8 protein-coding genes and 4 pseudogenes are annotated in these 12,123 nt (G+C 49.4%); 6 read left to right on the forward strand and 6 right to left on the reverse strand.

Annotation, left to right across the window (positions count from 1 at the left end):
* Positions 1 to 89: 89 nt before the first annotated feature.
* Positions 90 to 1,568, reverse strand: a complete 1,479-nt coding sequence (locus J5067_RS15415) for a hypothetical protein (RefSeq protein WP_264651488.1) — start codon at positions 1,566 to 1,568, stop codon at positions 90 to 92.
* A gap of 790 nt (positions 1,569 to 2,358) precedes the next feature.
* On the opposite strand from J5067_RS15415, the gene cydA reads away from it, so the two are divergent.
* The 3 genes from cydA to cydX are packed head-to-tail and all read left to right on the forward strand — an operon-like array spanning position 2,359 to position 5,205.
* Entirely contained in the window at positions 2,359 to 3,927 is a 1,569-nt protein-coding gene (gene cydA / locus J5067_RS15420; protein WP_264643301.1) for a cytochrome ubiquinol oxidase subunit I, read from the forward strand.
* Positions 3,928 to 3,941: 14 nt separating this feature from the next.
* Positions 3,942 to 5,081 carry a cytochrome d ubiquinol oxidase subunit II gene (cydB, locus tag J5067_RS15425; protein WP_264643300.1) on the forward strand — a complete coding sequence of 380 codons (1,140 nt, stop codon included), beginning with the start codon at positions 3,942 to 3,944 and terminating at the stop codon, positions 5,079 to 5,081.
* 19 nt (positions 5,082 to 5,100) lie between these two features.
* Complete coding sequence (gene cydX, locus J5067_RS15430; RefSeq protein WP_264628079.1) at positions 5,101 to 5,205, forward strand: cytochrome bd-I oxidase subunit CydX; 105 nt, start codon at positions 5,101 to 5,103, stop codon at positions 5,203 to 5,205.
* 134 nt (positions 5,206 to 5,339) lie between these two features.
* Here the strand turns inward: cydX and J5067_RS15435 are convergent, their stop codons facing one another.
* The 3 genes from J5067_RS15435 to J5067_RS15445 form a co-directional block, all read right to left on the reverse strand.
* On the reverse strand, positions 5,340 to 6,788 hold the full coding sequence (locus J5067_RS15435; RefSeq protein WP_264643299.1) for a PLP-dependent aminotransferase family protein: 1,449 nt from the start codon (positions 6,786 to 6,788) through the stop codon (positions 5,340 to 5,342).
* A gap of 157 nt (positions 6,789 to 6,945) precedes the next feature.
* Positions 6,946 to 7,422: a YlaC family protein gene (locus tag J5067_RS15440; protein WP_264627856.1), complete on the reverse strand. Its 477-nt coding sequence runs from the start codon at positions 7,420 to 7,422 to the stop codon at positions 6,946 to 6,948.
* Positions 7,423 to 7,563: 141 nt separating this feature from the next.
* A complete protein-coding gene (locus J5067_RS15445; RefSeq protein ID WP_264627854.1) occupies positions 7,564 to 8,070 on the reverse strand; it encodes an Lrp/AsnC family transcriptional regulator in 507 nt (168 codons plus the stop codon).
* An 84-nt stretch (positions 8,071 to 8,154) separates the two neighbouring features.
* Here J5067_RS15445 and J5067_RS15450 point away from each other — a divergent pair, with 84 nt between their 5' ends.
* A complete protein-coding gene (locus J5067_RS15450) occupies positions 8,155 to 9,330 on the forward strand; it encodes an MFS transporter (protein ID WP_264651489.1) in 1,176 nt (391 codons plus the stop codon).
* Positions 9,331 to 9,354: 24 nt separating this feature from the next.
* Here J5067_RS15450 and J5067_RS15455 read toward each other — a convergent pair.
* Both J5067_RS15455 and J5067_RS15460 read right to left on the reverse strand, forming a co-directional pair.
* A pseudogene (locus J5067_RS15455) lies at positions 9,355 to 9,477 on the reverse strand (Arm DNA-binding domain-containing protein); the annotation flags it as partial.
* Between the two features lie 323 nt (positions 9,478 to 9,800).
* Positions 9,801 to 10,937: pseudogene (locus J5067_RS15460) on the reverse strand (IS3 family transposase).
* A gap of 64 nt (positions 10,938 to 11,001) precedes the next feature.
* Here J5067_RS15460 and J5067_RS15465 point away from each other — a divergent pair.
* Positions 11,002 to 11,265 (forward strand): annotated as a pseudogene (locus tag J5067_RS15465) (serine recombinase); the annotation flags it as partial.
* A gap of 74 nt (positions 11,266 to 11,339) precedes the next feature.
* Positions 11,340 to 11,916, forward strand: a pseudogene (locus J5067_RS15470) (Rpn family recombination-promoting nuclease/putative transposase); the annotation flags it as partial.
* Positions 11,917 to 12,123: the final 207 nt, after the last annotated feature.

Consider the following 12,123-nt stretch of genomic DNA (forward strand, 5'->3'; position numbering starts at 1 on the left):
GGCGATGTTGCTGGCCTATTTTGCCCCGGGCAGCGCGCGACATCTTCACGCACTGTGTGCTGCGATTGCTGTGCGCTGTCCGTGCTGTGTCAAATAAAGAAATCGGGGTATTTTTGCTCCAGCAATGCACGGATCTGTGCGCGATCCAACCCGTCAATGTCTTGAATAAAGTCCTCAGTAGGGATTTTCTTTTTTGCCCGCGAAAGCCCGCATTCGCTCAGCAGCGAGATATCATCGCGGTCCAGATAAAAATTCACCTTGATGTAGGGCAGTTGATAATACTTCAGATAGCTGGATATTTTGTTGGTAAAGGTAATGAGTAAATCGAAGGGCAGTTGTTTGAGCGTGTGTAGTTCATTAATGTTGACGCAGCCAATAATGTCGATATGAAAGTGTGATTTCAGCACTTCCTTAAAATAACCTACCTTACTTTCCGATGAGTTAGTAACAATGATCACACGCTTTTTATCTTCACTGTGAATGCGATTTTGCAACTCGTATTTTTTGAGTATCAGCACCAACGTGGATAAATGTACCGGTGAGAACCTGATACGATAATGATCGGCAATCGGGCCAGTGGCTTGTACCACGCCTTGATAGAGTGAGGCATAACGTGTCTGAACCTCATGCAATTTTTTGTCATCAAAATAAAGATTGAATTTGTTTTGTATGATGGCCGAGTAGATAAACGGATAAACCTCAGCAAAAAAAGGGAAGGCATTGTATATGTTTGCCCTGAGCAGGGGCTTGAGCGATTTGCATAATTGCCTGACCTGTGCAATCAACGCGGCATCATAAATAGCAAAAGGCCGCCAGGTGTAGGTCAAAGAAGAAATCAGCAGGTCAAGAAACCGATCCTCATGTGCACGGTTGAGCAATGTAAAATTGAAGGACTGAATAAAATCGAGATTATCACTGTCGGCAATGACGTGCCCACGTCGCATACGGTGTAGGGCAATGCTCATGTACACCAGGAAATATTTTTTACTGTTATAGCCTAGCGTAACACACTGGCTCAGTTGCCTTTGGTAGAGATCGGCCGCGAGGGCAATCTCCTCCTTACACGCTGTGAGAAATTGCGTGGCAATGGATTTATTGATGGGTTCATTGGCTTTATGCGGTACCAATACGTTGTCATCGCCAATTTCGACTGTTTTAAGGATTGTCAGGCAGATGGTAATTCGCAGCATAATTTCGTCACCGTCCAGACGCGATCCCTGGCGGGGAATGGCAGTCATGGAGAGATGATTTGCCTGTAAAAAGGTATATAACGCCGGATTATCATTTTTTAAGGTGGTTGAGCTGACATTGAATTTTCGGTAATACTCGCTTTTATTCACCACGTCGTGCAGGCACAGTGCCACACTCAGGTTTTTGATCCGCTCTTCGGCGGTGGTGATATAACGATTGAAAGGGATTCTGGTCAGGAAATCGATGTATTGGCGATAGGTGATCGCGGTGACTATCGATTGTCCATCGATATGCAGATGATATTCAGGCTCAAGAAACTCGTTGATACCTTTAAGCGAACGCTTCAACGTCGAGGTTGTTTTGCCAAATTTTGACATAACATCCTCAATAAATACCGGGCTGTGTTCCTGAATATATTTTAGCAACGACAGGTCAAAGCTGTTCACTAGGCGTTCTCAAGTTCGAATCCGTATCAGTAATCTGAGCGTACAGAAAATAGCGGGATGTGTCTGTGAGCTGTGTGAATTAATGTTGCGCATTTGCCCCACGACGTTCAACACCTGCACATCCCCCCGAGGTGGCAATGGGCCGCTAACCTAAGCCATACCGTTGTGAACCATCACCGACAGATAGTTGCCACCCGGTTTATTTACGCTATGTGGCGTTTTCGCTGACTTTATCCAAAGGGTACTGCGGTTATTCTGGTAGGGGAGATCCAGACCACCCTCAGATACACAACAGCAGAGGAGAGTCATAAAATTAATACAAAAAGTAACTGTTATATTTCACTGGGATTAATCTGTACCAATAAATGGGGTTTTAAAAAGGTGAAGTAAATTTAAACTGGTCTATAATGTTGTAAATTTGTATTTTTTCGTTATTTTCTATCTAAAAATTAATTTTATTAAGTGTTTTATTCTTATTTTGATGTGGATTAGGTATTCTGGCTTATGGCTCTACTGTACTATTTATTCGTCATTTTTTGCACGCTATAATCCTTTCCCGAACCATTACCTATTAATTGTTATCTCGTCTATGCAAAACATTCCGGCTGTCATCCTGCCCGTCGGAGCAGCATTTTATTGTGTTAATTCATCGCTATTTATTCCGGCTGGAACGCGGAATAACCGCATGGTGTGATTTTTCATGCCGCGCTAGGAGTCTACCATGTTTGATGTTGTCGAACTGTCTCGGTTGCAATTCGCCTTGACGGCTATGTATCACTTTTTATTCGTCCCGCTAACATTGGGGATGTCCTTTTTGTTGGCCATCATGAACACCACCTATGTGTTAACCGGCAAGCAAATCTATAAGGACATGACTAAATTTTGGGGCAAGTTGTTCGCCATCAATTTTGCCTTGGGTGTGGCCACCGGACTGACACTGGAGTTCCAGTTTGGTACTAACTGGTCCTATTATTCCCACTACGTGGGCGATATTTTCGGTGCGCCTTTGGCGATGGAAGGGCTGATGGCGTTCTTCCTCGAGTCCACGCTCATTGGCCTGTTCTTTTTTGGTTGGGACCGGTTGAGTAAAGTTCAGCATATGCTGGTGACCTGGTTTGTCGCGCTGGGTTCCAACTTTTCAGCGCTGTGGATTCTGGTCGCCAACGGATGGATGCAAAATCCGGTGGCAGCAGAGTTTAATTATGAAACCATGCGTATGGAAATGTTGAGTTTTTCCGAGCTGGTGTTGAACCCTGTTGCTCAGGTGAAATTTGTGCACACCGTGGCGGCTGGCTACACCGCAGGCGCGATGTTTGTGCTGGGGATCAGTTCCTATTATCTGCTCAAAGGCCGTGACCTTCCCTTCGCCAAGCGCTCGTTTGCCATTGCGGCCAGCTTTGGACTGGCTTCTGTGCTGTCGGTTATTGTTCTGGGGGATGAGTCCGGCTATGTGATGGGTGATGTGCAGAAAACCAAGCTGGCTGCCATCGAAGCAGAATGGGAAACCCAGCCTGCACCCGCGTCTTTCACGCTGTTTGCCATTCCTAATCAGGAGACAATGCAGAACGATTTCGCTATTCATCTTCCTTACCTGTTGGGGTTGATCGCAACCCGTTCCCTCGATAAACCGGTCGTCGGTATCAAAGATCTGATGGCACAACATGAAATCCGCATCCGTAACGGCATGCAGGCCTACGGGTTGCTGGAGACGTTGCGTGCAGGCAACGCCGATCCTGCTGTTCGCGCCCGCTTTGATACGGCCAAACACGACCTTGGCTATGGCATGTTGCTCAAGCGCTATACCGATGACGTCGCCAACGCCAGCGAAAGCCAGATTCAGCAAGCCGTCAACGATTCCATTCCCCGCGTTGCACCGTTGTATATCGCTTTCAGGGTGATGGTGGGCTGCGGCGTGCTGATGCTTGTCATTTTCGGACTGTCATTCTGGCGTGTGATCCGTGGCCGCATCGGGCAGGGCAGAGGGTTGCACCGCGTGGCCCTTTACGGCATTCCATTGCCGTGGATCGCGATTGAATCCGGTTGGTTCGTTGCCGAGTACGGCCGTCAACCGTGGGCAGTGGGTGAAGTGCTGCCTACCGCAGTGGCCAATTCATCTCTTGAGGCTTACGACATTCTGCTGTCAATGGGGCTGATTTGCGGGCTGTATACGCTGTTTCTGGTGGCAGAAACCTACCTGATGTTCAAGTTTGCCCGACTGGGGCCCAGTAGCCTAAAAACGGGCCGTTACCACTTCGAGCAGCTATCACCCGCCACACAGACTAAAGGTTAACAGGAGCTTCAATCATGCTGGATTACGAAACATTGCGCCTGATTTGGTGGGGATTGATTGGCCTTTTGTTCATCGGCTTCGCCATCACCGACGGCTTTGACATGGGTGTGGGTATTTTGCTGCGCATCTTGGGCAAGAACGATGTTGAGCGGCGAGTAATGATTAACGTCATTGCCCCGCACTGGGATGGTAATCAGGTCTGGTTGATCACCGGTGCGGGGGCGCTGTTTGCCGCCTGGCCGATGGTGTATGCCGCCGCTTTTTCCGGGTTCTATTTTGCGATGATTCTGGTGCTGGCAGCGCTGTTCTTCCGCCCGATTGGTTTTGATTACCGCTCCAAGCTGGAAAATGCGCGCTGGCGTGGGATGTGGGACTGGGGCATTTTTATTGGCAGCTTCGTGCCTGCGCTGGTGTTCGGTATCGCTTTTGGCAATCTGCTACAGGGTGTACCGTTGAACGTGGATAACTATTTACGGCTTACTTATCACGGCGGCTTTTTCGGTCTGCTTAACCCCTTTGGGCTGCTGGCCGGGTTGGTGAGTGTAGCGATGCTTATCACTCACGGTGCGATTTATCTGCAAATGCGTACCACGCAGACCCTTCAGGTCCGTGCACAAAAAACCGCGCAGGCCGTCAGCGTGCTGACCAGCGTCGCATTCTTAGTGGCTGGTCTTTGGGTCATCATGGGCATTGATGGCTACGTTATTACCTCAACGTTGGACAAAACCGCCCCTTCCGATCCGTTGCGAAAAGTGGTGATTCAGCAAGCCGGCGCCTGGTTAACCAACTTTACCGCGTATCCTGCGCTGTGGTCGATCCCGGCGCTGGGTGTGATTCTGCCCTGGTTCACTATGCTGTTGTCACGTGCAAACCGCTGTGGCTGGGGTTTTCTCACCTCGTCATTAACGATTGTCAGTGTGATCCTGACGGCAGGAATCACGTTATTTCCCTTCGTGATGCCTTCCAGTCTTGCCCCTAACGTCAGCCTGACGATTTGGGATGCCACGTCGAGTCAACTGACGCTTCAGGTTATGACAATATTGGCCTGCATTTTTGTTCCTGCCATCCTGCTCTACACCAGTTGGTGTTATTACAAGATGTTCGGGCGGATTGATGCGCGTTATATCGAAGAGAATAAGCATTCCGCTTACTAACATGTTAAGGAGAGTAAGTATGTGGTACTTCGCCTGGATACTTGGCACGATGCTAGCCTGTGCGTTCTCGCTGATTACTGCGCTGGCGGTAGAGCATCAAGACGGGGAGAACGGCACCCGATGAGAATATCAGGCAGCGACACCTGGTGTGGCTGATGAAATAATCTCATTGTTATGCTTATTGGTAAGGTAAATCTGCTCAATCGCTATTTAGTATCACAGCGCTGCGAGCAGATTTATAGCATTACCTATGGCGGTCTATATTTTCGTCTTGTGCATAGCCTTTATTTGTTGCTGAATGAGTGCCGCTAATACCTTTACACTTTGCTCGCAGCGCTCATCCCACTCATAGGATACATTCAAGCGGAAATGGCGATCGTATTTGTCACCCGCTGTGAACATTTTTCCGGGCGCGATGCTGATCCCTTTCTCTAACGCTTGCCAGTAAAGCGCAGTACTGCTGAGGCCTGGGGGCAATTCTAACCACAGGAAATAACCACCGCGCGAAGGATAAAGGTTAACGTCGTAAGGGAGATGCCGTTGGAGCGATTGGAGCGCAGCATATTTACGTTGTTCCAATGCCTTGCGAAGACGACGCAAGTGGCTGTCATAACTGCTTGTCGCAAGGTATTCCGCGATAGCCAACTGCATGGGGGCACTGGCAGAGAGCGTGCTCATCAGCTGTAAGCGCTGGATATTCTTGGCATGATGGCCGGCCGCCACCCAACCGATGCGGAATCCCGCCATCAGATTTTTGGAGAATGAAGAGCAGTGCAGGACCATGCCTTTTTTGTCTAATGCCTTCGCGGGTAACGGCCGTTGTAATCCAGCGTACAGTTCACCGTAAACATCATCTTCAACCAATCCCACACCGTATTTTTCTAACATCGCCACTAGCCGCTGTTTATTATCCCATGATAGCGTGCAGCCGAGCGGATTATGAAAATTGGTCATCAGCCAACAGGCTTTTATTGGATAGTCATTCAACGCCTGATGCAGCGCATCAAGGTCTATTCCGTGTTGCGGATCGGTGGCTATCGCAATCGCTTTAAGCTTGAAACGTTCAATGGCCTGCAATGCACCGTAAAAGGCCGGCGATTCAATGGCGACATAATCTCCCGGTTCGGTCAGCGCCTGAAGGCTCAAATTGAGTGACTCCATTGCGCCGGCGGTAATGACGATTTCATCGGGTGAAACGGAAATACCCTGCAATGCGTAGCGCTGAGCAATGTGTTTTCTTAACTGCTCATTACCGGGCGGGAGATTATCCAAGGCGTTTCGTGGCTGCATGCGTCGCGCCACTGACGCCAAAGAGCGGGTTAATTGACGCTGAGGGAAAAGGTGTGGATCAGGAAATGCAGAGCCAAAAGGAACGACAGAGGGATCCTTGCTGGCTTGAAGCACATCAAAAATAAACGCATTAACGTCAACATCTTCAGTCAATTCCACCCGAGCCTGCGTGTTTGAGGGGGAGACGCTATCCAGCGGCGGTGCGGCTAACTGTGGCGCGGCGTAGTAGCCTGACTGTGGGCGCGATATAAGCAGTCCCTGACTTTCTAATAATTGATAGGCTCGTAGCACCGTCATCAAACTCATACCAGAGTGAATCGACTTTTCTCGCAGCGACGGAAGTTTGTCACCCGGCTGCCAAATTCCCTCCTGAAGTTGCTTTCGCATCTGACGAGCCAGTTGCTCGAACTTGGCCATAGCACACCTATTTTTTGCCGTGATGGATAATGTGATGAAAGCGTATCACCACATGGGGGTTGACGGTTAGTGTCGGTCGCAGCGCAATAGCCACGCAGTGGATGGCACGAATGGCATGCACTTGATGCCGGGGATGGGGAGGTTCATACGCTAAACGTCATATTGCGGCTTTTCTAAGATAAGCGAGAGAAAAAACATCGTAAAAACCCACTTCCCCCTTTGTGAATTGGATTTTTGTTATTCCGTTTTTGACTTCCTGCGCGATATGTTCATTGCTCAGCAGTTTATTGACTGTGTCAGGTGAAAGTTGACGGTTGGTAAACCACTCACCGTTATAGCAAACACGTAAATCCAGCACATCTATATCTTCGAAGCGATATTTGGGGTTGATATCTATCGAAAGCGCCACTGACATGACCAGCATAAATCCGGTGAAGCCAATCAGGTAGGGCAGGCCAAAATAAGCCGCATAGAATAATATCAAAGCGACGGGCACGTAGCTGATCAGCATGGCAGAGAACAGGTAAGGGTGCGAGCGCATAAACTTCAGGCTAAAGCGTATTTTATTATCACGCTTCTCTTCACGGTTAATGCGTTCAATCTCTTCAGTCAGAAGGCGCTTTACTTCATCCATCATCAACACCATTACGCTTAGGAAATTCTTCCTGATTCAACAAGAACCTGACAATATTTTATCAATTACAACACAGTTGTACCAAAGAGAATAGATACAGTTTTCGCCGTATTTGCTATAACAGTTTGTTGGCTCGGGAGCTTACCTTTCGTCAGGAGAGGGCCCACGCTCAAGAAAGGTAGAAAGTGCGATATAGCTGCGCACAGAGCGAACGCCCTCCAGGCTTTGAATTTCCATCAGGAAATTTTCCAGAGATTCGGTGTCTGCCGCGCGTACCTTTATTAAAACACACCCATCCCCCGCGACGGTATGCAGCTCTTCAACCTCCCGTCGCTGGGTGAACTGAAGAAGAGCGCGGGTCGCTCTATAGCTGCTGGTATCAATAACCAGGAACGTTAACAGCGTTCGACCCAGCTTGCAGCCATCTAGTACCGCAACGGTTGCCTTTATAACCCCGTCACGTTTCAAACGCTTCACGCGATCGTGCACCGCCGGTGCAGAAAGATTAACGATTTCGCTAAGTTCGCTGTAACTGCGCCCTGAATCTTCTGCCAGTGCACCTAATATTTTTCGGTCGATTGCATCGAGTTCTGCCGGTTTATGTCTTGTCTGCCGAATGCCATCTTTTTCTTTATCAAATGCACTCATAAGGGTTCACTCTCTGAATATGGTGTCGAATATACTCAATTTTACCTAATGATATTCAATCAACAAGTACATGCTGGAGTTTCAATGCCAATAGCGCTTTTAGCCCTCGCCGTCGGCGCATTCGGAATCGGTCTTACTGAATTCGTTATTGCGGGTATTCTCCCGCAAATAGCCGCTGATTTTAATGTCAATATCCCTACCGCCGGGCTAATGGCCACATCTTACGCACTGGGCGTTTTTGTCGGCGCGCCGCTTTTGACGGTTCTGGGGGCGAGAGTGCCCCGCAAGACGATGCTGATAGCACTGGGATTTATATTCACTATCGGTAATATCATTACCGCGATTGCGCCGACACTGGCGCTGGCGATTGCTGGCCGTGTTATCACCTCTTTCAACCATGGTGCTTTTTTTGGTATCGGATCGATTATCGCTGCCTCTCTGGTTGCGCCGGGCCGTCAGGCTAGCGCTATTGCTTTTATGTTTTCGGGACTGACACTGGCTAATCTGCTTGGCGTTCCCCTGGGTACCTGGCTGGCACAACTCTTTGGATGGCGGCTGGTTTTCTGGGTGATTGCCGCGATTGGGCTGTTTACGATGGCCTGTGTTGCTCTGCTGGTACCGCGCATCGAGAAGGGAAAAGCGGTTGCCCTGCGCGCAGAACTACGTGCCTTTGTCGATCCACAGGTATTGCTTGTCATGGGCATCACCGTTTTTGGTCCGGCCGCGTTTTTTACCTCGATTACCTACATTGCTCCGATGATGATCGAAAAAGCCGGTTTTTCAGCCAGCGGTGTGGCATGGCTGATGGTGCTTTTTGGCTTCGGACTTGCAGTGGGAAATTGGGTAGGCGGTCGTTTTGCCGATCGATCACTTTTTGGCACGCTTTTCGTTACCCTGGCAGCACAGGGCGCAGTGCTTCTGATCTTTTGGGTCGGTGTTGAAAATCATATGGTTGCCGGTATTTCAGTCTTCCTTATGGCCGCTTTTGGTTTCGCAACGGTTTCTCCCATTCAGAAACTGGTCATGGATCGCGCCAGCCATGCCGGCGCACCTACAATGGCTGCATCGGTAAACATCGGCATGTTCAATCTGGGTAACGCGCTGGGCGCCTGGGCGGGCGGAGCCACCATTGCTGCCGGTTTTGGCCTGGCGTCACCGAACTGGGCTGGTGCCATTCTCTCCTTAATCGCACTGGGGCTCGCGGTTCTGGCATGGCAAAGCGCCCGTAAATATTATGCGCTGCAAGTGCAGGCAGAATAGGTGATCCTTACCCTTGATGCGCTATTTGAGATATCCGATGCGTGAACCATTGGGATTGACGAGTAAATACAGACCGTGAGAATCGGAGGCTTTGAAAGGGTTAGAGGATGCTTTTACGTTGCGGATTTTTAGGTCGTTAAACGCCATTTGGGGGTCACTCCATTATCGAACCAATCTGACCCCAAATCTGACCACCAAATTCGCCCGATACAGCGGGGAAAACGCACACGCATCAGGAAGGATTCTTGCATTATTTTTTTGAATCTAAAGCAAAAAGCAGATGCCCGAGGACATCTGCTTTTTTGAATTTGGCTCCTCTGACTGGGATCGCCTTTGCCAGTAACTGGCTAATAAGCAAGCTAACTCTCAATTCCCACCCTGTCAAGACCACCAGAGTGACCACTAAAAGCGAGGGTTGTATAAAATTATATAGATAGTGCTAGTCTAAGAATTGAATCGCTACGGGTAATCTAGACACTTTCGAGTCGTTGATAATACTGCTGTTCATATTCATTCGGCGACACCTGATTGCTAGAACCATGTCGACGCCTGCTGTTATAAAACATTTCGATGTAATCAAAAATATCGCTTCGGGCTTCCTCCCGCGTTCCGTAGATCCTTTTCTTTATCCGCTCACGCTTGAGAAGCTTGAAAAAACTTTCGGCAACGGCGTTATCATGACAGTTGCCGCGTCTACTCATGCTACCTTCCAGACCATGTGACTTCAGGAATGACTGCCACTCGTGGCTAGTATATTGACTGCCTTGGTCTGAATGTATCAACACCTGTTTTTGCGGATTACGCCTCCACAGCGCCATTAGCAATGCGTTCAGCACGATGTCCTTCGTCATTCTGGCCTGCATCGACCAGCCAATGATTTTACGGGAAAACAGGTCGACCACTACCGCAAGATATAACCAACCTTCATGTGTTCTAACATACGTAATATCTGTCACCCAGCGTTCATCCGGTGCCATCGGGTTAAATTGTCTCTGGAGCTTGTTGGGTGCCACAATGCTCGCTTTTGTACGATCTTGGACTGTGATAACCGACTTGAGCCTTTATTCCTGCACCGTGCATCAGACGCCAGACCCGGTTCGCCCCACACTGTTCACCCGTATCGCGTAAATCCAGGTGAATTTTGCGATAGCCATATACACACCCAGATTCAAGCCAAAACTGCTTAATCAGCCCGGTCAGCTTCTGGTCTGTGTGGTATCGCCGTGAATGGGGCTGCTGAAGCCAGGCATAGAAACCACTCGGATGAACATCCAAAACACGGCAGAGCAAACGAACCGGAAAGTCACGACTGTTGTCACGGATAAAGACGTACCTCAGTCGGACAGCTTTGCGAAGTACGCCGCTGTAGATTCAATCTGTCAACGCAACACCCTTTTCAATTCTTTCTGGAGCCGTCGGATCTCGGCCTGAACATCTGACTGTTCCTGATTGGCCGAAGAATCTGGGCCATACTTCTTTATCCACGCATAAAGACTGTGAGTGGTGATATCAAGGCGTGTTGCCACGCTTGCAACGGAATGACCACGATCAACAACCTGTTTGACCGCTTCAATTTTAAACTCGTCGGGATAACGTTTACCGCTCATGGGCACCTCATTTTTAAGCCATTTTAAATGACTCTGAGGTGTCTAACAAACCAGTAGCGATTCAATGTTGGCTGCCATTGCCAGAAAGGACTATGAAGACCGAAGACGCCGCCAGGCGCAAGGCATCAGTAAAGCGAAAACCGAGGGCAAATACCGGGGCAGGGTAGCCGATGTGCAGAAACACGAGCTGATACGTACACTGCGCCTGGCTCACGGTAAATCCTTACGTGAAACAGCTCGTCTGGCCGGCGTTTCTAAAATGACGGTTATCCGGGTCTGCAATGCTCAGAAGGTGGAACCGGAGACCGGCAATACCCGGAATAAATAACCGGGATGACTTCCTGGCAAACAGACTCAGGTGGCGTGGTAACATATGCCGGTTATTTTTCAGGGGCAGGACTGATGAGAAAGAAAAGCTGCACACCCACTCCCCACGATGCCACGTTCAGGCAGTTCCTGACGCAGCCGGATATTGCCAGGGATTTCATGGAAATCCACCTGCCTGCGGAACTCCGCGCAGTCTGCGATCTCAGCACGCTGAAACTGGAATCCGGCTCGTTCGTTGAGGATGATCTGCGCCAGTATTTCAGCGACGTGCTCTACAGCCTGAAAACTTCTGCCGGCGATGGATACATTCACGTTCTTGTGGAGCACCAGTCGATGCCCGACAGGCATATGGCCTTTCGCCTTATCCGCCATGCAGCGTCATCTCGACGCGGGCCATAAGACACTGCCATTGGTGATACCGGTGCTGTTCTATACCGGTAAACGCAGCCCGTATCCGTACTCCACCCGATGGCTGGATGAGTTTGACGATCCGGCTCTGGCTGGAAAACTCTACAGCAATGCTTTCCCGCTGGTTGATGTGACCGTCATTTCGGATGATGAAATCGCCGGTCATCGCAGTATGGCTGCTCTGACGTTACTGCAGAAACATATTCATCAGCGGGACCTGGCAGAACTGGTCGATCGGCTGGCTCCCATTAAGACGCCGGATAGATTCAAGCAAGCCAACTTATCGTCGAAATCGGTGTTGCAAAAACGGGAGTGACCATAGATTCCGTTTTCCAAGCGGACCCCATCTCCGGCTCAGGCAGCCCGCCATGCCTTATTGAAAACCCAGTTGGCTGAAAGCAAAGAACTTTGTCTGGCAACGTTATTTAAACGGTCCCCTACTTACAACGCG

The sequence above is a fragment of the Candidatus Symbiopectobacterium sp. NZEC151 genome (assembly GCF_025962655.1).
Classification (GTDB): domain Bacteria; phylum Pseudomonadota; class Gammaproteobacteria; order Enterobacterales; family Enterobacteriaceae; genus Symbiopectobacterium.

What these genes read in the sequence shown, in the direction of transcription:
- J5067_RS15435 (WP_264643299.1), bottom strand. Translation starts at nt 6,788, where the DNA reads ATGGCCAAGTTCGAGCAACTGGCTCGTCAGATGCGAAAGCAACTTCAG.
- cydB (WP_264643300.1), top strand. Translation starts at nt 3,942, where the DNA reads ATGCTGGATTACGAAACATTGCGCCTGATTTGGTGGGGATTGATTGGC.
- J5067_RS15440 (WP_264627856.1), bottom strand. Translation starts at nt 7,422, where the DNA reads ATGGATGAAGTAAAGCGCCTTCTGACTGAAGAGATTGAACGCATTAAC.
- J5067_RS15450 (WP_264651489.1), top strand. Translation starts at nt 8,155, where the DNA reads ATGCCAATAGCGCTTTTAGCCCTCGCCGTCGGCGCATTCGGAATCGGT.
- cydX (WP_264628079.1), top strand. Translation starts at nt 5,101, where the DNA reads ATGTGGTACTTCGCCTGGATACTTGGCACGATGCTAGCCTGTGCGTTC.
- J5067_RS15445 (WP_264627854.1), bottom strand. Translation starts at nt 8,070, where the DNA reads ATGAGTGCATTTGATAAAGAAAAAGATGGCATTCGGCAGACAAGACAT.
- J5067_RS15415 (WP_264651488.1), bottom strand. Translation starts at nt 1,568, where the DNA reads ATGTCAAAATTTGGCAAAACAACCTCGACGTTGAAGCGTTCGCTTAAA.
- cydA (WP_264643301.1), top strand. Translation starts at nt 2,359, where the DNA reads ATGTTTGATGTTGTCGAACTGTCTCGGTTGCAATTCGCCTTGACGGCT.